20 protein-coding genes are annotated in these 19,378 nt (G+C 74.4%); 12 read left to right on the top strand and 8 right to left on the bottom strand.

Going from position 1 to position 19,378, the window contains the following annotated elements:
* Nucleotides 1-231: 231 nt before the first annotated feature.
* Nucleotides 232-912, bottom strand: coding sequence for a uridine kinase (locus tag ACGFXC_RS18170; protein ID WP_393713889.1), 681 nt, complete (start codon nucleotides 910-912; stop codon nucleotides 232-234).
* Between the two features lie 123 nt (nucleotides 913-1,035).
* Between ACGFXC_RS18170 and ACGFXC_RS18165 the strand changes: the two genes are divergently transcribed.
* The 3 genes from ACGFXC_RS18165 to ACGFXC_RS18155 all read left to right on the top strand — a co-directional run bounded on the left by ACGFXC_RS18165 (nucleotide 1,036) and on the right by ACGFXC_RS18155 (nucleotide 3,272).
* Nucleotides 1,036-2,424: a C39 family peptidase gene (locus tag ACGFXC_RS18165; RefSeq protein WP_393713888.1), complete on the top strand. Its 1,389-nt coding sequence runs from the start codon at nucleotides 1,036-1,038 to the stop codon at nucleotides 2,422-2,424.
* A 126-nt stretch (nucleotides 2,425-2,550) separates the two neighbouring features.
* Nucleotides 2,551-2,982 (top strand): SPW repeat protein, encoded by a 432-nt coding sequence (locus ACGFXC_RS18160; RefSeq protein ID WP_393713886.1) that lies wholly within the window; start codon nucleotides 2,551-2,553, stop codon nucleotides 2,980-2,982.
* A gap of 137 nt (nucleotides 2,983-3,119) precedes the next feature.
* Nucleotides 3,120-3,272 carry an SCO1431 family membrane protein gene (locus ACGFXC_RS18155; RefSeq protein ID WP_393713885.1) on the top strand — a complete coding sequence of 51 codons (153 nt, stop codon included), beginning with the start codon at nucleotides 3,120-3,122 and terminating at the stop codon, nucleotides 3,270-3,272.
* A gap of 24 nt (nucleotides 3,273-3,296) precedes the next feature.
* Here ACGFXC_RS18155 and ACGFXC_RS18150 read toward each other — a convergent pair whose 3' ends face one another.
* Complete coding sequence (locus ACGFXC_RS18150) at nucleotides 3,297-4,238, bottom strand: DUF6114 domain-containing protein (RefSeq protein WP_393713883.1); 942 nt, start codon at nucleotides 4,236-4,238, stop codon at nucleotides 3,297-3,299.
* On the bottom strand, nucleotides 4,229-4,750 hold the full coding sequence (locus ACGFXC_RS18145; protein WP_393714575.1) for a DUF6230 family protein: 522 nt from the start codon (nucleotides 4,748-4,750) through the stop codon (nucleotides 4,229-4,231). Before ACGFXC_RS18145 ends, ACGFXC_RS18150 begins: the two co-directional genes overlap by 10 nt.
* A gap of 278 nt (nucleotides 4,751-5,028) precedes the next feature.
* Here ACGFXC_RS18145 and ACGFXC_RS18140 point away from each other — a divergent pair, with 278 nt between their 5' ends.
* Nucleotides 5,029-5,730 (top strand): TetR/AcrR family transcriptional regulator, encoded by a 702-nt coding sequence (locus tag ACGFXC_RS18140; protein WP_393713882.1) that lies wholly within the window; start codon nucleotides 5,029-5,031, stop codon nucleotides 5,728-5,730.
* A 145-nt stretch (nucleotides 5,731-5,875) separates the two neighbouring features.
* On the top strand, nucleotides 5,876-7,048 hold the full coding sequence (locus tag ACGFXC_RS18135; protein ID WP_393713881.1) for an acyl-CoA dehydrogenase: 1,173 nt from the start codon (nucleotides 5,876-5,878) through the stop codon (nucleotides 7,046-7,048).
* A 24-nt stretch (nucleotides 7,049-7,072) separates the two neighbouring features.
* On the opposite strand, the gene ACGFXC_RS18130 is transcribed toward ACGFXC_RS18135, so the two are convergent.
* Nucleotides 7,073-7,348, bottom strand: a complete 276-nt coding sequence (locus tag ACGFXC_RS18130; RefSeq protein WP_393713879.1) for a hypothetical protein — start codon at nucleotides 7,346-7,348, stop codon at nucleotides 7,073-7,075.
* A 485-nt stretch (nucleotides 7,349-7,833) separates the two neighbouring features.
* On the opposite strand from ACGFXC_RS18130, the gene ACGFXC_RS18125 reads away from it, so the two are divergent.
* Nucleotides 7,834-8,913 carry a hypothetical protein gene (locus ACGFXC_RS18125; RefSeq protein WP_393714573.1) on the top strand — a complete coding sequence of 360 codons (1,080 nt, stop codon included), beginning with the start codon at nucleotides 7,834-7,836 and terminating at the stop codon, nucleotides 8,911-8,913.
* A gap of 12 nt (nucleotides 8,914-8,925) precedes the next feature.
* Nucleotides 8,926-10,017: a phosphotransferase family protein gene (locus tag ACGFXC_RS18120; RefSeq protein ID WP_393713877.1), complete on the top strand. Its 1,092-nt coding sequence runs from the start codon at nucleotides 8,926-8,928 to the stop codon at nucleotides 10,015-10,017.
* A 7-nt stretch (nucleotides 10,018-10,024) separates the two neighbouring features.
* On the opposite strand, the gene ACGFXC_RS18115 is transcribed toward ACGFXC_RS18120, so the two are convergent.
* Nucleotides 10,025-10,468, bottom strand: coding sequence for a hypothetical protein (locus tag ACGFXC_RS18115; protein ID WP_393713875.1), 444 nt, complete (start codon nucleotides 10,466-10,468; stop codon nucleotides 10,025-10,027).
* Between the two features lie 229 nt (nucleotides 10,469-10,697).
* On the opposite strand from ACGFXC_RS18115, the gene ACGFXC_RS18110 reads away from it, so the two are divergent.
* The 4 genes from ACGFXC_RS18110 (at nucleotide 10,698) to fxsA (ending at nucleotide 14,617) form a co-directional block, all read left to right on the top strand.
* On the top strand, nucleotides 10,698-11,138 hold the full coding sequence (locus tag ACGFXC_RS18110) for an Lrp/AsnC family transcriptional regulator (RefSeq protein WP_266581396.1): 441 nt from the start codon (nucleotides 10,698-10,700) through the stop codon (nucleotides 11,136-11,138).
* Between the two features lie 67 nt (nucleotides 11,139-11,205).
* Nucleotides 11,206-12,816: an amidohydrolase gene (locus ACGFXC_RS18105; RefSeq protein ID WP_393713873.1), complete on the top strand. Its 1,611-nt coding sequence runs from the start codon at nucleotides 11,206-11,208 to the stop codon at nucleotides 12,814-12,816.
* Between the two features lie 343 nt (nucleotides 12,817-13,159).
* The gene (locus ACGFXC_RS18100; RefSeq protein WP_393713871.1) at nucleotides 13,160-13,930 is read left to right on the top strand and encodes a polyprenol monophosphomannose synthase; all 771 of its coding nucleotides are present in this window, start codon (nucleotides 13,160-13,162) and stop codon (nucleotides 13,928-13,930) included.
* 75 nt (nucleotides 13,931-14,005) lie between these two features.
* The gene (gene fxsA / locus ACGFXC_RS18095) at nucleotides 14,006-14,617 is read left to right on the top strand and encodes an FxsA family membrane protein (protein WP_393713869.1); all 612 of its coding nucleotides are present in this window, start codon (nucleotides 14,006-14,008) and stop codon (nucleotides 14,615-14,617) included.
* A gap of 114 nt (nucleotides 14,618-14,731) precedes the next feature.
* Here the strand turns inward: fxsA and ACGFXC_RS18090 are convergent, their stop codons facing one another.
* From ACGFXC_RS18090 to ACGFXC_RS18080, 3 genes are all read right to left on the bottom strand, one after another.
* The gene (locus tag ACGFXC_RS18090; RefSeq protein WP_007262928.1) at nucleotides 14,732-15,106 is read right to left on the bottom strand and encodes an RNA polymerase-binding protein RbpA; all 375 of its coding nucleotides are present in this window, start codon (nucleotides 15,104-15,106) and stop codon (nucleotides 14,732-14,734) included.
* Between the two features lie 333 nt (nucleotides 15,107-15,439).
* The gene (locus ACGFXC_RS18085) at nucleotides 15,440-16,813 is read right to left on the bottom strand and encodes an MFS transporter (RefSeq protein WP_393713867.1); all 1,374 of its coding nucleotides are present in this window, start codon (nucleotides 16,811-16,813) and stop codon (nucleotides 15,440-15,442) included.
* A 66-nt stretch (nucleotides 16,814-16,879) separates the two neighbouring features.
* Entirely contained in the window at nucleotides 16,880-17,650 is a 771-nt protein-coding gene (locus ACGFXC_RS18080) for a glycerophosphodiester phosphodiesterase family protein (RefSeq protein ID WP_393713865.1), read from the bottom strand.
* Nucleotides 17,651-17,855: 205 nt separating this feature from the next.
* On the opposite strand from ACGFXC_RS18080, the gene ACGFXC_RS18075 reads away from it, so the two are divergent.
* Nucleotides 17,856-19,358 (top strand): PLP-dependent aminotransferase family protein, encoded by a 1,503-nt coding sequence (locus tag ACGFXC_RS18075; protein WP_393713864.1) that lies wholly within the window; start codon nucleotides 17,856-17,858, stop codon nucleotides 19,356-19,358.
* Nucleotides 19,359-19,378: the final 20 nt, after the last annotated feature.

Here is a 19,378-nt window from a genome sequence, read left to right as displayed (position 1 = left end):
AACCCGGACGCCCGATGTCACTCAGGGTGAGGGTCGACGGCTCCGGGGGCGCGTGCCGCGCCCCGCCGGGACCGGCCCGGGGCAGAACGAAGCCCCCGATCACGGGGGAACAATCGGGGGCTCCGTGTCTGCAGCGGCCTTCGCAGACCGCGCATTCAGAACGTACGGCGGTTCCCCGGCCCCGGTCAAGCGGCTCGGAGCAGGCCCGTGGGGGCGGGTCCGCGAGGGGGCTCAGGCCGGGGGGAGCCCGTGACGTTCGGTGACGAAACGGTGTGCTCCGGGGGTCGCAGGAGCCCCGGAAGTCCACTCGTATCCCGTACCGCTCTGGCGCACCAGAGTGTCCGCGAAGGGGCGCGAAGGGTCGCCGGAGAAGTGCGCGAGCTCGGCGCGCTCCCATCCGTCCCAGAAGTCGGAAAGTTCGCGCCCGTCCCGGTTTCGCCCGCGCCCCCAGGACTCCTCGCGGGACGTCTCCAGCCACAGCAGCCGCGCCAGGTGCGGCCGCAGCGCCCGCCGCCCGGCACCGACGCCCTCGACGAGCAGCACCGGGGCCGGCTCCAGCGGCCGGGGGGCGCCGAACCGGCGGGCCACCCAGTCGTACGGGGTCCAGTGCGCGGTCCGGCCCGCGGCGAGCGGCTCCAGCACCTGGGTCCGCAGCCGCTCCTGCCAGCCGAACAGCTCCTCGTGGGTGGCCACGTCGTCCAGGTGCAGCACCGGCGCCCCGCCCAGCGCCGCCGCGAGGCGCCCGGCGAAGGTGCTCTTCCCGGAGCCGGCGTGCCCGTCGACACCGATCAGGCGGACCGGCCCGAGCGAGGGGGGCAGGGCGGCGAGCTCCCGCGCGAGCGGCCCGAGCGATCCGGCCGGGTCGGGCGCACCGGGCGCATCGAGTGAGGGGTGTGACGGGTGTGGCTCCACCCGGCCAGCGTACGGCCGCCGCCGGATCACCCCCGACACGGGCCCGGGGCTTCGCCGCACCGCCGCCGGGAACTGGAAGGGTGGACGAGCCGCTCCACGCACCGACCCCTGGGGGCCACGCAGATGACCGCACCCACCCCGCGCCGGGCCCTCCTGGCCGTCGCCCTCGCCGCCGCCACCGCGGCCACCCTGCCCACCGGCCGCCCGGCCGCGGCGGCCTCCTCCGCCCCCGGCCCCGGCTCGGGTGCCCCCGGAGTCCCCGGCGCGGCCGGGGCCCGGACGGTGGACAACCGGTTCTGGTACGCGTACGCCCACTGGCAGGCGGGCACGCACCGGGGCACCGCCGCCGTCGCGGGCCCGCGCCCCGGCCTCGGGTTCACCGTCCCGGCGGGCAGCACCGAGTACGCCGACCCCCACACCGGGCGCAGGGCCGCCTGGGAGCACGCCGTCTGGACCTCCCCGGTGCACCGCTCCACCGTCCCGGCCACCGAGGTCATCGCCTCCTGGAACGCCCACACCCCGGCCGGCACCTGGATCCAGACCGAACTGCGCGGGACCTACACCGACGGCACCGCCACCCCCTGGTACGTGATGGGCCGCTGGGCCTCCGGTGACGCCGACGTCCGGCGCACCTCCGTCGACGGCCAGAGCGACGGCCGCAGCACCGTGTGGACCGACACCCTGGCCGTGGACCACCCCGGGAGCGGCCTGCGGATCGCCGCGTGGCAGCTGCGCGCGACCCTGTACCGCAAGCCCGGCTCCGGCGGCGGCCCGACGCTCTGGCTGGCCGGGGCGATGGCCTCCGACGTGCCCGACCGGTTCACCGTCCCGGCCTGCGCCCCCGGGGCGGCCGCGGGTCACGAGCTGAAGGTGCCGCGCTACTCCCAGGAGGTGCACACCGGCCAGTACCCCGAGTACGACAACGGCGGCGAGGCCTGGTGCAGCCCGACCTCCTCGCAGATGGTCGTCGAGTACTGGGGCGGCAGGCCCGGCCCCGGCTCCCTGGCCTGGGTCGACCCCCACTACGCCGACCCGCAGGTCTGCCACGCCGCCCGCTCCACCTACGACGCCGCCTACAAGGGCTGCGGCAACTGGCCCTTCAACGCCGCGTACGCCGCCACCTACCCCGGTCTGGCCGGGGTCGTCACCCGGCTCGGTTCCCTCGCCGACCTGGAGACCCTGGTCCGGGCCGGGATTCCGGTCATCACCTCGCAGTCCTTCCTCGCGGGCGAGCTCGACGGGGCGGGCTACGGCACCAGCGGCCACCTCATGACCGTCGTCGGCTTCACCCGCGCCGGGGACGTGGTGGCCAACGACCCCAACTCCGCCACCAACGCGGCCGTGCGCCGCGTCTACCGGCGGCGCCAGTGGGAGAACATCTGGCTGCGGACCAAGCGCCTCGACGCCGCCGGCAAGACCGTGTCCGGCAGCGGCGGCGTCTGCTACCTCTACGGCCCGGCGGCGCCGGGCGCGGCCCGGGCCGCCGCGCTGAAGGCGGTCGGCGTGCTGTGAGCGGGACGGGACGGGGGAGCCGGGAACTCCGGGAAACGGGGAGAAAAAGGGCTCACCCACAGGGGTCCAACCGGGCTAATCTGGGCATAAAGGGCACGTAAGGCTTCGCACAGGAGGCAGCCCACCATGACCACCCACCCGAGCATCGAACACCACCCCGACCTCGCCGAGATGCGCACTCGGTTCGAACGGGTGACGAGCACCCCCGCCGCACAGGCCGTGGAGGCGATGGCCCTGATCACGGGCCTGTACCTGGCGGCCTCGCCGTGGATCGCCGGCTTCAGCGTCCTGGGCCCGCTGGCCGTCAACAATCTGATCGCCGGTCTGGCCTTCTGCCTGTGCATGGGCGGGCTGGGCTCGGCGTACGAACGCACCCACGCGATGGCCTGGACGGCCGTGGCGATCGGCGCCTGGACGATCGTGGCCCCCTGGGTCATGGCCGGGGAGATGGACACCACCCGCAGCGTCGTCAGCAACGTGATCACCGGTGTGGTCGCCCTGTGCCTCGGCCTGGCCATGGTCGCCATGGGCGGGGAGCGGCGCACCACCCGGACCTGACCGCACCCCCCGTACCGCACCGCCGGGCCCCGGGCCCTCCCGCACCGGGGAGGGGCCGGGGCCCGTCGGCGTGACGTGCACCACCAGTGACGATCGTCTCTACCGCGAAAGCCGCGAACGCTGGCACATTGGACGGCATGACCGCACACACCGCCGCCCTCACCGCCCGCGCCCGCAGCCTCGTCGGCACCGGCGGCCCCACGGAAGGCTCGGGCTGGCTGGAGCACGTCCTCGGCTGGACCCTGGTGGTCGTCGTGGCCATGCTCGTCACCCGGCTCGGCTGGTTCTGACCCCCCGCGCGGCCCGCGCCGGGATCACGAGGCCGCCAGCCGCAGCCCGTCGGTGACGATCACGTCGGAGGTGACGAGCGCCTGCTCGGCCCTGACCTGGGTCATGAAGACGAACGGCGGGATCACCGGCGGAGCGGGCAGCCCGTCGGGGCTGAAGGTCACGCACACCAGCCCCTCGATGCAGCCGCTGAACTTCGTCAGGTACAGGGTCACGTTCCCGCGCAGGTCCAGCGAGGTGGCGGCCAGTGCGTACTCCCGGCCACCGTCCCGGGTGCGCAGCCGGTAGTCGCGCAGCGAGGCCGCCGCCATCTTCAGCACCAGCACCCGGCGCGGCCCGTCCACCGTCGCCACCTCCGTCACGCCCGCGAGCGCGAAGCCCTGCGGCGCGAAGAGGGAGGTGGTCACGGTCGGGGGCGTCCGGGCGGCCGCCGGCGGCCCGGACCCGGGCGCCGCCGCCCGCGCGGGCGGGGCTCCGCCGGCGAGCGCCGCCAGCAGCACCACCGGCAGGACGGCGGCCAGCGTCCGGGGGCCGCCGCCGTCCTGCCGTGCGACGTACGGCTCGCGCTCCCCGGGGCCGGGGCCGGGCCGCGGGGTCCAGCCGAAGGCCAGCGCGCTGCCCGCGATGCCGAGCAGCATGCCGATGAGGAAGCCGCCCAGGTTGGTCGCCGCGAAGGACAGCACCGACAGCAGCAGCGCGTGGACCGACACGTACGCCCGGGCCTGCGGCAGGAACCACAGGAACAGCCCCGCCACGATCAGCGCGGCCCCGATCCCGATGGCCGCGATCCCGCCGAGCCCCAGACTGACCAGCACGGTCAGCGGGGAGAGCGGGACCAGCAGCAGCTCGGTCCCGCCCAGCACCAGCAGCAGCCCGCCCCAGAACGGCCGGGTCCGCCGCCAGGCGCGCAGCCGCCGCCGGGGGCCGGGCAGCGGGAGCCCGCGCGGGGCCGCCCGGCCTAGAAGCACCGCGCGCCGTCCAGGCTGACGTCGAGCTTCATGCCCTTGAGCCGGAAGTTCCCGCCGGTCGCGGACCAGGCGTGCGACCGTACGCCCGCCACCTCGATGTTCCCGGCCTGGAGCCCGAACTTGCCCGGCTCGCCCCGCACCCCGTCGACCTGGTCGAGGGTGGAGGCGTCCCGGCCGATCTGGGCCGTGCCGAAGACGGCGTCGCCCTCCAGGTCCTCGCCGTCGATGACGAGGCTGCTCGCGGTCACCTCCCCGGCCCGGCCGCCCGCGGTCAGCTTGAACACCACCTTCCCGACCGGGGTGTCCACCTCCGCGGACTGGCAGATGTCGCTGAGGGTGGCCTCCCCGATCCCCAGCAGCGCCACCGGGTGCCCCTTGCCGTCGGCGGAGCGGTCGGTCTGCACGTAGGAGGCGAGGCCCTTGCTGCTCAGTTTCGACGAGGAGACCTGGAAGCTGGTCCCCGAGACGGCGAAGGACGCGGCCAGCGCGCCCTGGGCCATGACCAGGGCCATCGCCCCGACCGCGAGGACCGCCGGCAGGGCGACGGCCGCCGACTTCCGCCAGCGGACCCGTCCTTCGGGAGCCGCCCCGCGGCCCCCCGCGGCGGGGCCCTCCCCGGGGCCGTCCGCGGGCCGGTCCGCGGGCCCGCCGGTGTGCCTGTCCGTGCGCTTGTCCGTGCCCATGGCGTGTGCCTCCCGTACGGAGTTGCGGGGGAATCGCAGGAGCGAGCTCGGCACGCAGGTCTGCCATACTGCGGGCATCCTGTGGCAGTTCGAGGCTAGGGCTGAATTTGAATAATAGTCAACAGCGTGGAACGACCGGGCGTTCGCAGGTCCGCAGGGCCGAACTCTTGTCGATCGGGCGCAAGTTGTTCGCCGACACCTCGTACGACGCCCTCTCCGTGGACGACATCGCCCAGCACGCCGGGGTCGCCAAGGGCCTCATCTACTACTACTTCAAGAGCAAGCGCGGCTACTACCTCGCCATCGTCGAGGAGTCGGTCGCCGAGCTGGTCTCCCGCGCCACGGGGGAGCCGGACCTGCCGGGCACCGAGCGGGTCCGCCGCACCGTCGACGGCTACCTCCACTACGCCGAGCACCACCACGCCGCGTACCGCACCATCGTCACCGGCGGGATCGGCTCCGACGCCGAGGTGCTGGCCATCCGCGACGCGGTCCGCGAGGAGCTGCTGGCCACCATCGCCGAGGGCGCCTACGGCCGCCGTACGGTCCCGCCGCTGGCCCGGCTCGCGCTCGTGGGCTGGCTCTCCGGGGTGGAGGGCACCACCCTCGACTGGATCGGCACCCCGCAGGCGCAGGGCCGGCCGCAGCGGCCGGAGCTCGGCGCGCTGCTGGTGCGGCAACTGCGCACGACACTGGACGTGATCGAGGAGTTCGTGCCCGGCTGTCCCGCGCCTCCGGCGCCCCCCGAGGAGTCCGCGATCATTTCGGATGATGGTCGTGATCACCTACCGGTGACGGAAAGCGCCTGATCGGGCATACTCAACCCGCCGCAGCCGCTGAACGCGCCCTTCCGTGATCCGGGAGGGCAGCATCGGCTGTGCGTACCGAGACCCGGCGCCGCGTCCCACACCTCACGCGTCGCCGCCGTGCTTGACGAGGGAGGAGAGCGCCGCCATGACCGACCGCGCCCCACAGCCGGTGGACCGTCAGCTGCCCACCGAGGAGTCCCGCGACCTCCTCGCACTCGTACGCGAGATCGCCCAGCGGGAGATCCGCCCGCGGGCCGCCGAGGAGGAGGAGACCGGCCGGTTCCCCCGCGAGGTCTTCACCCTGCTGTCCGAGGCCGGACTGCTGGGTCTGCCCTACGCGGGCGAGTTCGGCGGCGGTGAGCAGCCGTACGAGGTCTACCTCCAGGTCCTCGAAGAGCTGGCGGCCGCCCGCCTGACCGTCGGCCTCGGCGTCAGCGTGCACTCGCTGGCCTGCCACGGCCTCGCCGGGTACGGCACCAAGGAGCAGCGCGCCGCGCACCTGCCCGACATGCTCGGCGGCGGCCTGCTCGGCGCCTACTGCCTGTCCGAGCCCGCGGCGGGCTCCGACGCCGCCTCGCTCACCACCAAGGCCGTCCGCGACGGCGACGACTGGGTGATCACCGGCACCAAGGCCTGGATCACCCACGGCGGCGTCGCCGACTTCTACACCGTCCTCGCCCGCACCGGCGTCCCGGGCCCCAAGGGCATCACCGCCTTCCTGGTACCCGGAGACGCTCCCGGCCTGACGGCGGCGGTCCCGGAGAAGAAGATGGGCATGAAGGGCTCGCCCACCGCCCAGCTGCACTTCGACGGCGTGCGCGTCCCCGACGGCCGGCGGATCGGCGAGGAGGGCCAGGGCTTCACCATCGCCCTCGCCGCGCTCGACGCGGGCCGGCTCGGGATCGCCGCGTGTGCCATAGGGGTGGCCCAGGCGGCTCTGGACGAGGCCCTGGAGTACGCGCTGGGCCGCAAGCAGTTCGGGCACCCGATCGCGGACTTCCAGGGGCTGCGCTTCATGCTCGCCGACATGGCCACCAAGATCGAGGCGGGCCGCGCGCTCTACCTCGCGGCGGCGCGGCTGCGGGACGCGGGCAAGCCGTTCTCCCGGCAGGCGGCGATGGCGAAGCTGTTCTGCACGGACGCGGCCATGGCCGTCACCACCGATGCGGTACAGGTGCTGGGCGGCTACGGCTACACCGCCGACTTCCCGGTGGAGCGGCTGATGCGCGAGGCGAAGGTGCTCCAGATCGTGGAGGGCACCAACCAGATCCAGCGCATGGTCATCGCCCGCCACCTGGCCGGCCCCGAGACCCGCTGACGCCACCGCCGGCCGGGGGCCGGGTCAGGGGCCGTCGTAGAGGGGGCCGGTCGGCCAGATCGGGGAGGACGCGATCCGGGACCACTCCGGGTCGCGCCGCCCCGGCAGCGTCCGGCCGTCGGCGGCCCACCGCGCGAGCAGGGCCCCGTAGATCGGCGGGTCGGGATGCCGGGGGCGGGCCTGCTGCCGGGGCGGCTGGGCGGCGGGCTGGACCGGCCGCTGAACCGATTCTTCGTAGGGTGCGCCACTGGGGCGCCGGCGGCGCCCGACTCTCGGTACGGGCGTCTCCAGAGGGGTCATGCACGGCCAACGCGGCACCCTGAGCACGGGTCACCCCCCGCCGCCCGCGCCCATCCGTTCGACCCTTCCCACCGCCCGCGGGCCCGGAAGCCGTTTCCGGGGCGCAGGCCCCGCCCCGCGCCCCGCCACCCCGGCCCCCACTGCCCTCCTCACCGGCCGCCGGAACGCGTGGCCCGCGCCTGCGGGGTCTTGGCCGGCGCCCCCGCCACGGCCCTTCCGGCGCGCCCGCCACGGCCCTTCCGGCGCGCCCGCCACGGCGCCCCCGCCGCCCGGCCGCATCCCCGCCCGCGGGGCTGGGCCCGCCCGCTCCTGGCCCGCCGTGCCGTGCTGTCATCTTGTGTCAGAACCCTGGTCCCGGACATGCGATCTGACGTACCGTCATATCCGCTCAGACGCAGCCCACCCCTGCCCCCAGGAGGTTTGCCGTGCCCGCGGACCGTCCCGTTCCCCTCGATGAATACCCCATCCACCAGGCCCCCCTGTCGATGAAGCACCTCGTCAGCGGCGACCGCAACGCCTACGACCGCTGCATCTTCCACGTCTTCGACCACACCGGCCGCGCCGTCCTCATCCTCGGCCTCGGCGTCTACCCCAACGCCGGTGTGATCGACGCCTACGCCACCCTCCGCCTCGGCGGCGAGCTCCTCGCCGTCCGGGCCTCCGACGCCCTCACCGACGACCGCATGAACCTCCGCGTCGGCCCCCTGTCCATCACCGTCGACGTCCCCCTGCGCCGCCTCACCCTGCGCTGCGACCCCGACCCCGGGGACCCGGACGGGCTCTCGTACGACATCTCCTGGAGCGCCGCCTTCCCCGCCGTGTGGGAACCCCACCACGTACAGCGCCGCGGCGACCGCCTCATGCTGGAGGGCCGCCGCTTCGTCCAGGCCGGCCAGGTCACGGGCACCCTGCGCGCCCGGGGCGAGGAGTTCACCCTCACCCCGGGGGAGTGGACGGGCACCCGCGACCGCAGCTGGGGCGTGCGCCCCATACCCGGGGAGGAGGGCGGCCGGGCCGCCGAGGAACACCGCCCGGAGGGCTTCCACTGGCTCTGGATCCCCGTCCGCTTCGAGGACCGCTTCCTCATGGTCATCACCCAGGAGGACGCGGACGGCCACCGCACCCTCAGCGAAGCCGTCCAGGTCTTCCCCGAGGACAGCGGCCGCCCCGACGTCCAGCTCGGCTGGCCGCACACCGACATCCGCTACCGGCCCGGCACCCGCGACCCGCGCAGCGCCGTCGTCCACCTCACCGACCCGGCCGGGCGCAAACCCCTCGAACTCGGCGTGGAGGTCCTCGCCTCCTCCCCGCTCGCCGTCGGCGCCGGCTACCCGCCCGCCACCGACTGGCAGCACGGCAGCTGGCAGGGCCGCGGCTGGACCGACCGCCGCACCTACGACCTCACCGACCCCGCCGCCCACCCCATGGCCGCCTACGGGGTCACCGACCACGCCGCCCGCTTCACCCTGGACGGCCGCACCGGCTTCGGCATCTTCGAACACGGCAGCTTCGGCCGGCACGACCCCAGCGGCTTCGCCGACCACTCCTCCGTCGCCCCGCACTGAAGGAGCCCGCCCATGGCCACGGCACCACGCCCGCGCACCTCCACCCGCGAGCCCGGGGAACTCGGCCGCCGCCTCGAAACCTGGCTCGGCCGCCACCTCCCCGGCGCGAAGGTGGCCGGCGCCACCGTCCCCGCCTCCAACGGCATGTCCAGCGAGACCCTGCTCTTCGACATCGAGCACCCCGACGCCCCCGTCCGCGCATGCGCCCTGCGCCTGGCCGCCGACCCGGCCGCCTACACCGTCTTCCCCTCCTACGACATGCCGCGCCAGCACCGCGTGATGAGCCTGGTCGCCGAACACACCGACCTCCCCGTGCCGCGCACCCTGTGGCTGGAGGAGGACCCCGCCCCGCTCGGGGCGCCGTTCTTCGTGATGGCCCGCGCCGAGGGCCGCGTACCGCCCGACGTCATGCCGTACACCTACGAGGGGAACTGGCTGCACGCCGCCACCGACGCCGAGCGCGCCGGGCTCCAGGAGGCGAGCGTCTCCCTGCTGGCCCGCCTGCACGACCGCTTCCCCGCACGGGAGGCCGCCTTCCTGCTGCCCCCGGGCGACGGCAGCCCGCTGCGCCGCCACGTCGAGGGCCAGCGCGCCTACTACGGCTGGGTCGTGGACGGCCTCGCCCGCTCACCCCTGCTGGAACGCGCCTTCGACCGGCTGGAGGAACTCTGGCCCGCCGATGAGGGAGAACCCGTCCTGAACTGGGGCGACGCCCGCATCGGGAACGTCGTCTACGACGGCTTCACGCCCGTCGCCGTCCTCGACTGGGAGATGGCCGCCTACGCCCCCCGCGAGGTCGACCTCGGCTGGACGGTCTACCTGCACCGCTTCTTCCAGGACCTGACCGTGGGCTTCGGCCAGAGCGGCCTGCCGGACTTCCTGCGCCGCGACGACATCGAACGCCGCTACGCCGAACTCACCGGGCACACCCCCCGGGACATGGAGTTCCACACCCTCTACGCCGCCCTGCGGCACGGGATCGTCATGCTGCGCATCGCCTACCGGCAGGCGCACTTCGGGGAGGTCGAGGTCCCCGCGGATCCGGACGGGCTGATCCTGCACCACGGCAGCCTCGCCGCCATGGTGCAGGGGACCTACTGGTAGCGCGGCCTCAGGCGGCCTGGGCGTGCTGGCGCATCTGCGGCAGCGGGGCCGCCGTCATCCGCACGGGACGCGAGCCCGGACCGCCGACGTGCGAGAAGGGCTGCGTCCGCCAGTCGAGACCCTGCGGCAGGTCGAAGTGGACCACCGCCTCCAGCTCCCGGGTCTCCGACGGGAACAGGCCCACGGTCGCCAGCGCGTCCGAGACCGGCCGGCCGGTGCCCGCGCACACGGTGAGCCCGAAGGGGTTCCACGCGCTCAGGCACAGCGCGTGCTGCGGCAGGTGCTCCTCGTCGGCGACGAGGGCGATCGACTGGCCGCAGTCGGGGCAGACCGCGTGGTGGACCTCGAAGCCCTCCGCGTCGTCGAGGAAGTCCTCGTCGTCCGCGAACGCGGTATCGAGCGGTTCCGCGGGCTCCGGTTCGCTGCGACCGGTGCGCTTGGTGTTCAGCATGGATGTCTTCCCCCTTGGGTGGGCCGTGGCGGGCAGGTTCTTCGGCCACGGCCACACCAAGCACTTCCCGCCGCGCGGCACGAGTAACCGCGCGAGCCCTTCGTACGCCCGTACACCCCTGTGGCTTTGGTCACATGCCCGGCGCAGGTGCCGCTTCTGGGCCACTTCCCCGTGGACACCGCTGTGCCTGGAGCGGTCCTGGGCCATAGGTTGAGCGGCTATGAGCGCAATGGAGGAGCTGGACCGCCAGATCGTGGATCTGCTCGTGCGGGACGGGCGGATGAGCTACACGGACCTGGGCAAGGCCACGGGCCTGTCCACCTCGGCTGTCCACCAGCGAGTACGCCGCCTGGAGCAGCGCGGGGTGATCCGCGGCTACGCGGCCGTCGTCGACCCCGAGGCCGTCGGGCTGCCCCTGACCGCCTTCATCTCGGTCAAGCCGTTCGACCCCAGCGATCCCGACGACATCGCCGAGCGGCTGGCCGGCGTCCCCGAGATCGAGGCCTGCCACAGCGTCGCGGGCGACGAGAACTACATCCTCAAGGTGCGCGTGGCCACCCCGCTGGAGCTGGAGGACCTGCTGGGCCGCCTGCGCGCCCTGGCCCACGTCTCGACCCGGACCACCGTCGTCCTCTCCACCCCCTACGAGGCCCGCCCGCCCCGGATCTGACCGGGTCCCGCGCCGCGCCGCCCACCCCGGTCACGGGCCGGGCGGCGCAGGGGCGAGACTGGTCCCCATGACCGACCGCACCGCCCCCGCGCCCGCCCGTACCGTCCTGCTGCGCGGAGGCGAGGTGCACAGCCCCGCCGATCCCTTCGCCACCGCGATGGTCGTCGAGCGCGGGCACGTCGCCTGGGTGGGATCCGAGGGGGCCGCCGACGCCTTCGCGCGGGGCGTGGACGAAGTCGTCGACCTCGGCGGGGCCCTCGTCACGCCCGCCTTCACCGACGCCCACGTCCACACCACCTCCACCGGGCTCGCCCTCACCGGCCTCGACCTGACCGGCGCCCGCTCGCTCCCCGAGGCGCTGGAGCTCGTACGGGCCCACGCCCGGCGCCGGCCCGACGACCGGGTGCTCCTCGGGCACGGCTGGGACGCCGCCCGCTGGCCCGAGCGGCGGGCCCCGCACCGGGCGGAGCTCGACCGGGCCGCCGGCGGCCGTCCCCTGTACCTGAGCCGGATCGACGTGCACTCGGCCGTCGTCACCACCGCCCTGCTGGACCTCGTACCCGGCGTGCACCCGCACGGGGACGAGCCGCTGACCCGGGACGACCACCACGCCGTACGGCGGGCCGCGCTGGCCGCCGTCACCCCCGCCCAGCGCGAGGAGGCCCAGCGGGCCGCCCTCGACCGGGCCGCCTCCCTCGGCATCGGCTCGCTCCACGAGTGCGGCGGCCCCGACATCTCCTCGGCGGAGGACTTCACGGCCCTGCTGGAGCTGGCCGGGCGGCGCCCCGGGCCCCGGGTCTTCGGCTACTGGGCCGACCGGGACCTCGCCCGGGCGAAGGAACTGGGCGCCGTCGGCGCGGCGGGCGACCTCTTCGTGGACGGCGCGCTCGGCTCGCACACCGCCTGCCTGCACGCCCCGTACGCCGACGCCGCCCACACCGGCACCGCGTACCTGGACGCGCGCGCCGTCGCCGACCACGTGGCCGCCTGCACCGCGGCCGGGCTGCAGGCCGGGTTCCACGCCATCGGGGACGCGGCCGTCGCGGCCGTGGTCGAGGGAGTGCGGGCCGCCGCCGGGCAGGTCGGGCTGGAGCGGGTCCGGGCCGCCCGGCACCGCGTCGAGCACGCCGAGATGATGACCCCGGCCACCATCGCCGCCTTCGCCGAGCTGGGCCTGACCGCCTCCGTGCAGCCGGCCTTCGACGCCGCCTGGGGCGGGGACGACGGCATGTACGCGGACCGGCTCGGCGCCGAGCGCGCCCGCACCCTCAACCCGTACGCGGCGATGCTCAAGGCGGGCGTCCCGCTGGCCTTCGGCTCCGACGCCCCCGTCACCCCGCTCGACCCGTGGGGCACCGTCCGCGCGGCCGCCTTCCACCGCACCCCTGGGCACCGGATCTCCGTACGGGCCGCCTTCGCGGCCCACACCCGGGGCGGCTGGCGGGCCCTGGGGCGCGACGACGCGGGCACCCTGGTGCCGGGCGCCCCCGCCGACTACGCGGTCTGGCAGACCGGCGAACTGGTCGTGCAGGCCCCCGACGACCGCGTCGCCCGCTGGTCCACCGACCCCCGCTCGGGCACCCCCGGGCTGCCCGATCTGAGCCCCGGCCGGGAGCTGCCGGTGTGCCTGGCGACGGTCGTCGGCGGCCGGGAGGCATTCGTACGGCCACAGGGGTGATCCGCCCTGCCTCGGTTCGGTACGGGCGGCCCGACCCGGATAGGTTCGCCGGGTCCATCACAGGACGTCCGTGCCGGTGGGACCCGTCCGCTCAGCGCACCCGCGCCTCGGGGGCGAGGGAAGGTTTCGCCGGGACGGGGGTCCCCCCTGCTCCGCAGGAGCTCGGGGGAGGGTGGCCCCGGGTCGGGGCCCGGCGCTCCAGTAGACAACGGTCACGGCGGCCCGCAGCCAGCGGGAGCCGGTCCGGCCCGAAGGACCGCCGGCCCCGATCGCTGTTCTAAAATCGTCCTGCTGTGACGGGTCGGTCGAGGCCGGTCGGACGAGAAACACGCAAGGGGACCCAGTGAGCGACGGCGGACAGCGGACCTACGGGCCGCTCGGCACCACCCTGGTGATCATTCCGACGTACAACGAGGCCGAGAACATCGGCCTGATCACCGGCCGGGTGCGGGCCGCCGTGCCGCAGGCGCACATCCTGGTCGCCGACGACAACAGCCCCGACGGCACCGGCAAGCTCGCCGACGAGCTGGCCGCCGCCGACGACCACGTCCACGTCCTGCACCGCAAGGGCAAGGAAGGGCTCGGCGCCGCCTACCTCGCGGGCTTCGCCTGGGGCCTGGAACACGGCTACGGCGTCATCGTCGAGATGGACGCCGACGGCTCCCACCAGCCCGAGGAACTGCCCCGCCTGCTCACCGCCCTGGGCGGCGCCGACCTCGTGCTCGGCTCCCGCTGGGTGCCCGGCGGCCGGGTGGTGAACTGGCCCAAGAGCCGGGAGTTCCTCTCCCGGGGCGGATCCACGTACTCCCGCCTGATGCTGGACGTACCGATCCGCGACGTGACGGGCGGCTACCGCGCCTTCCGCCGCGAGACGCTGGAGGGGCTCGGCCTCGGCGAGGTCGCCTCGGCCGGATACTGCTTCCAGGTCGACCTGGCGCGCCGGGCGGTCCGCAAGGGCTTCCACGTGGTCGAGGTCCCCATCACCTTCGTGGAGCGCGAGCTCGGCGACAGCAAGATGAGCAAGGACATCGTGGTCGAGGCCCTGTGGCGGGTCACCCAGTGGGGCCTGAAGGAGCGCGCGGCCAAGCTGACCGGCCGCAAGCGCCCCGCCTGACCCGCGGACCCCTAGGGGGTGTCCGGTACCTCCGGCTGAGGCCGCTTTTAACCCGGGCCCGGCACAATGGGTGGTATGACGACCGGCACTGGATCCTTGGGGACCGGCACTCCTTCGGCCCCCCGGCGGCGCTCGCCCGCCCGTACCTACGTTCCCCTGGCGGTGGCCGCCTGGCTTATCCTGGAGATCTGGCTCCTCGGCCTGGTCGCCGGAGCGGCCGGCGGCCTGACCGTCGCCCTGCTGCTGGCGGGCGCCATGGTGCTGGGCGTGGTGGTCATCAAGCGGGCCGGCCGGCGGGCCTTCCAGAACCTCACCCGTACGTTCCAGCAGGCCCAGGCCCAGGCCCAGGCGATGGCCGGCGAGGTGCCGGCGGCCCCGCAGCCCTCCAAGGGCTCGGGCAACGGCATGATGATGCTGGCCGGCCTGCTGCTGATCATGCCCGGGCTGCTCTCGGACGTCGCGGGCCTGCTCCTGCTGCTCCCGCCCGTACGCGCGTTCGTGGCGCGCCGGGCCGAGCGCGGCCTGGAGCGGCGGATCGCCGCGGCCGCCCCCGGCGGCTTCGGCGACGCCTTCACCCAGGCCCGCATCCACTACCCCGACGGCAAGGTCGTCCCGGGCGAGGTCGTCCGGGAGGACCGGCCCGCCGGCGGCCCGGACACCAGCTACCGCCCGCCGCTGACCCCCTGACGCCGGCCGCGTCCGGCGGCCGAGCGGCCGCGGCCAGGTACCACGCACGAGAGCCGAGGGGCCCCGCCACTGGTGTGGCGGGGCCCCTCGGCTTGTTGCGTGCTCAGTCCCCGGCTAGGCGGACTTGCGGCTGTCGCGCGGATGCACGGCGATGTTCATGGCGCCGGAGCGCAGGACGGCCAGCCTTTCGGCCAGCACCTCCTCGAGCTCCTCGCGGGTGCGTCGCTCCATGAGCATGTCCCAGTGCGTTCGCGCAGGCTTGCCCTTCTTCTCTTCGGGCCCGTCCCCGTCCACCAGGAGTGCCATGGCGCCGCACGCCTTGCACTCCCACTCCGGCGGAATTTCTGCCTCAACCGAGAACGGCATCTCAAATCGATGTCCGTTCTGGCATGCGTACTCCACCGCCTGGCGCGGGGCCAGATCGATGCCGCGGTCCGTCTCGTAGCTGGTAACCACGAGCCGCGTACCGCGGAGAGCTCGCTCACTCATGAATCGTGCCTCCCGGGCTTGTCGCCCACAGGACAGGTGTCGCTGTCGTCGTCATCCGGTCAACGTCCGGTCGGCGGTATAGATTCCCGCTCCGGGTCGTGCGTCGCCCGTCGTGCCGCCCCTTGTTGTACCCACCAGTGCCCGTTTTGTCACATCTGGCAGCAGATGTCACCCAACGTCTACTCTTCTTGAGCGCGCAGTAACGGTCCGCCTGGCAGGCCAAAGGCGTACACTACCGGCCCTTCGCTTCAACGTCGAAATCCGTTCGGAATTCGTTCGTGAGTCCGGGTCCGTCCCGGGTCCGTCCAGGCCCGGTCCGGCCCCGGAGCGCGCTCAGACGCGTAGGGGAACAGGATTCCCCGCCGCCTCCACCGCGCGCCGCACCGGCACTCGCGCGAGGAGCACGAATCCCAGTGCGAAGAAGACCACCAACGAGATGATCGCGTCCCGGTAGCTGCCCGTCAGCTGGTACGTCAGTCCGAAGACCAGCGGTCCCACCCAGCTCAGCCCGCGGTCGCTCATCTCGTACGCCGAGAAGTACTCCGCCTCCTTGCCCGCCGGGACGAGGTGCGAGAACAGCGAGCGCGACAGCGCCTGGCTGCCGCCCAGCACCAGTCCGATCATCGCGGCCAGCGCGAAGAACCACACCGGGGTCCTGGCCGGCAGGAAGTAGCCGGCCGCCAGCGTCAGCGCCCACGCCGCCAGTGAGCCGAGGATCGTGCGCTTCGCCCCGTACGCGAGGGCCAGCCGGCCCATTCCCAGCGCCCCGGCCACCGCCAGCACCTGGACCAGCAGCACCGCCACGATCAGGGTCGACTGTTCCAGCTCCAGCTCCTGCGACCCGTACACCGAGGCCTGGGAGATCACCGTCTGCACGCCGTCGTTGTAGATCAGGTACGCCAGCAGGAACGACAGCGTCAGCGGGTAGCGCCGCATGTCCTTCAGCGTCGCCACCAGCTGCTTCCAGCCGCTGACCGCCGGGCCCGCGCCCGGCTCCCGCACCACCGCCCGGTCGCGCAGCCGGCGCAGCGGGATGATCGCGAACGCCCCCCACCACAGCCCCGCCGACGCCAGGCAGATCCGTACCGCCGCGCCCTCGGACAGGCCGAAGGAGTCGTGGCCCTGGAACAGCACCAGGTTCAGCACCAGCACCAGGGCGCCCGAGGTGTAGCCGAAGGCCCAGCCGCGCGAGGAGACGGTGTCCCGCTCGTCCGGCGTGGAGATCTGCGGCAGGTAGGCGTTGTAGAGCACCATCGACAGCGAGAGCGAGGCGTTGGCCACCACCAGCAGCAGCCCGCCCAGCAGGTAGCGGTCGCCGTCCAGGAACAGCATCCCGGCCGTCGCCGCCGCCCCCGTGTACGCGGCCGCCGCGAGCAGCGGCTTCTTGCGGCCCGTCCGGTCCGCCATCGCGCCCACCAGCGGCATGATCAGCACGGCCACGATCACCGAGGCCGACACCGAGTACGCGAAGTAGGCCCCGGCCCTGACCGGGATCCCCAGCGGGTGGACGTACCCCCGCGGGTCCGCCGCGGCCTTGGCGACCGAGGTCAGGTAGGGCCCGAGGAACACGGTCAGCACGCTCGTCGAGTACACGGAGCAGGCGAAGTCGTAGAAGTACCAGCCGTGCTGTTCCCGCTTGCGCTCCGCGGCGGCCGCTCTGCCGTCCTCCGCCCCGGATTCCGCTTCGTTTTCCGTCCGCTCGCTCATGAGCGCCCCCTCGCTGGTCCCCGTACGCGCCGCCCGCCGCACCGGGCGCGGCGGCCCGCGGGCCCGTCAGGCCCAGGCCCCGCGCCGGTCCAGCACCGTGCGCAAGATGTCGATCCGGTCGGTCATGATGCCATCGACCCCCAGGTCCAGCAGCGACTCCATGCGTTCCGGTTCGTTCACGGTCCACACGTGCACCTGGAGGCCCCGCTCGTGCGCCGTCCGCACGAAGCGCCGGTCGACCACCCGGATCCCGGCCTGGGTCTCGGGAACCTGCGCCGCCACCGCGCCCACCCGCAGGGCCGCCGGGATCGCGAAGGACCGCAGCCGCAGCCCCACCACACCGCGCACCCCGTACGAGGTCGCCAGCCGGGGGCCGGCGATCTTCTGCGCCCGGGCCACCCGGCTCTCCGAGAAGGAGCCCACGCACACCCGGTCCCAGACCCCGGCCCGCGCGATCAGGTTCACCAGCGGGTGCAGGGCCGACTCGTCCTTGACGTCCACGTTCCAGCGCGCCCCGGGGAACTCCTCCAGCAGCTCCTCGAACAGCGCCAGCGGCTCGGTCCCCGCCACCCGTACCTCGCGGACCCGGCTCCAGGACTGCTCGCGGATCCGGCCGGTGCCGTCGGTGACCCGGTCGAGCGTCGCGTCGTGGAAGGCCACCAGCTTCCCGTCGGCCGTCGCGTGCACGTCGGTCTCGAAGTACCGGTAGCCGGCGGCGGCCGCCCGGCGGAACGCGGCGGCGGTGTTCTCCAGCCCGTCGGCCGCCCCGCCACGGTGGGCGAAGGGGATCGGCGCGGGGTGGTCGAGGTAGGGGTGGCGCAGGCGTACGTGGGTCACGGCCGCAGTATGCCCGCTGTGCTCGTCGGGGCGGGATCGCACGCATGGCCGGAAGGTGAACGCCCGTTCTCCCGGACGGCCGGACCGGAGCCGCCTCTGGCCCCAATGGACCGCCACGTGACACCCTGGGACCTGCGGAAGCAATCCAATACCGGCCCCGGCCCCCGCCCGCCGAGGCCAATTGAACGAAGGTGGACCGGACGCCATGGCTCAGTGGACTTCAGCGGTCGGTGCCTCACAGCTCGCCCGTCTGATCACTTCCCAGCAGGACCGGCCCGGCGCGCCCGGAGCCCGCAAGTCGCCCGCCTACCGCACCCTCGCCGACGGCATCCGGCTGCTCGTCCTGGAGGGCCGCGTCCCCGTGGCCGCCCGGCTGCCCGCCGAACGGGAACTGGCCGTCGCGCTCTCCCTCAGCCGTACCACCGTCGCCGCCGCGTACGAGGCCCTGCGCGGCGAGGGCTTCCTGGAATCCCGCCGCGGCGCCGGCAGCTGGACCTGCGTACCGGCCGGGAACCCGCTGCCCGCCCGGGGCCTGGAACCGCTGCCGCCCGAGTCCCTCGGCTCCATGATCGACCTCGGCTGCGCCGCCCTCCCGGCCCCCGAGCCCTGGCTCACCAAGGCCGTCCAGGGCGCGCTGGAGGAACTCCCGCCCTACGCGCACACCCACGGGGACTACCCGGCCGGACTGCCCGCGCTGCGCCGGATGCTCGCCGACCGCTACACCGAACGCGGCATCCCGACCATGCCCGAGCAGATCATGGTCACCACCGGCGCGATGGGCGCCATCGACGCCATCTGCAGTCTCTTCGCCGGCCGCGGCGAGCGGATCGCCGTCGAATCGCCCTCCTACGCCAACATCCTCCAGCTCATGCGCGCCGCCGGGGTCCGCCTGGTGCCCGTCGCGATGGCCGGCGGCCTCGGCGGCTGGGACATGGACGTCTGGCGCCAGGTGCTGCGCGACGCCGCGCCCCGCCTCGCGTACGTCGTCGCCGACTTCCACAACCCCACCGGCGCCCTCGCCTCCGAGGACCAGCGGCGCGCCATGGTCGAGGCCGCCCGCTCCGCCGGGACCGTGCTGATCGCCGACGAGACGATGGCCGAGCTCCGGCTGGAGGCGGACCTGGACATGCCGCGCCCGGTCTGTTCCTTCGACCCGGCCGGCTCCACGGTGGTCACCGTCGGCTCCGCCAGCAAGGCCTTCTGGGCGGGGATGCGGATCGGCTGGGTCCGCGCGGCCCCCGACGTGATCCGCAGCCTGGTCGCCGCCCGGGCCTACGCCGACCTCGGCACACCGGTGCTGGAGCAGCTCGCGGTGAACTGGCTGATGCGCACCGGCGGCTGGGAGGAGGCCGTCGGCATCCGCCGCGAGCAGGCCCGCGACAACCGGGACGCGCTCGTCGCGGCGGTGCGCCGGGAGCTGCCGGAGTGGGAGTTCGAGGTGCCGCGCGGCGGGCTCACCCTGTGGGCCCGCGCGGGCGGGCTGTCGGGGTCGCGGCTGGCGGAGGTGGGGGAGCGGGTCGGCGTCCGGGTCCCCTCGGGACCCAGGTTCGGGGTGGACGGCGCCTTCGAGGGCTACGTCCGGCTGCCGTTCACGGTGGGCGGCCCGGTGGCCGAGGAGGCCGCCGCCCGGCTCGCGGCGGCGGCCCGGCTGGTGGGCACCGGAGCCGGCGGCAGCGGGGCGGAGCCGCCGCGCACGTTCGTGGCGTAGCGCGGGGGAGGAACCCCGAC

It is taken from the genome of Streptomyces sp. NPDC048507 (genome assembly GCF_043199995.1).
In the GTDB taxonomy this organism is placed as follows: domain Bacteria; phylum Actinomycetota; class Actinomycetes; order Streptomycetales; family Streptomycetaceae; genus Streptomyces.
This window is presented reverse-complemented; position numbering and strand designations above follow the sequence as displayed.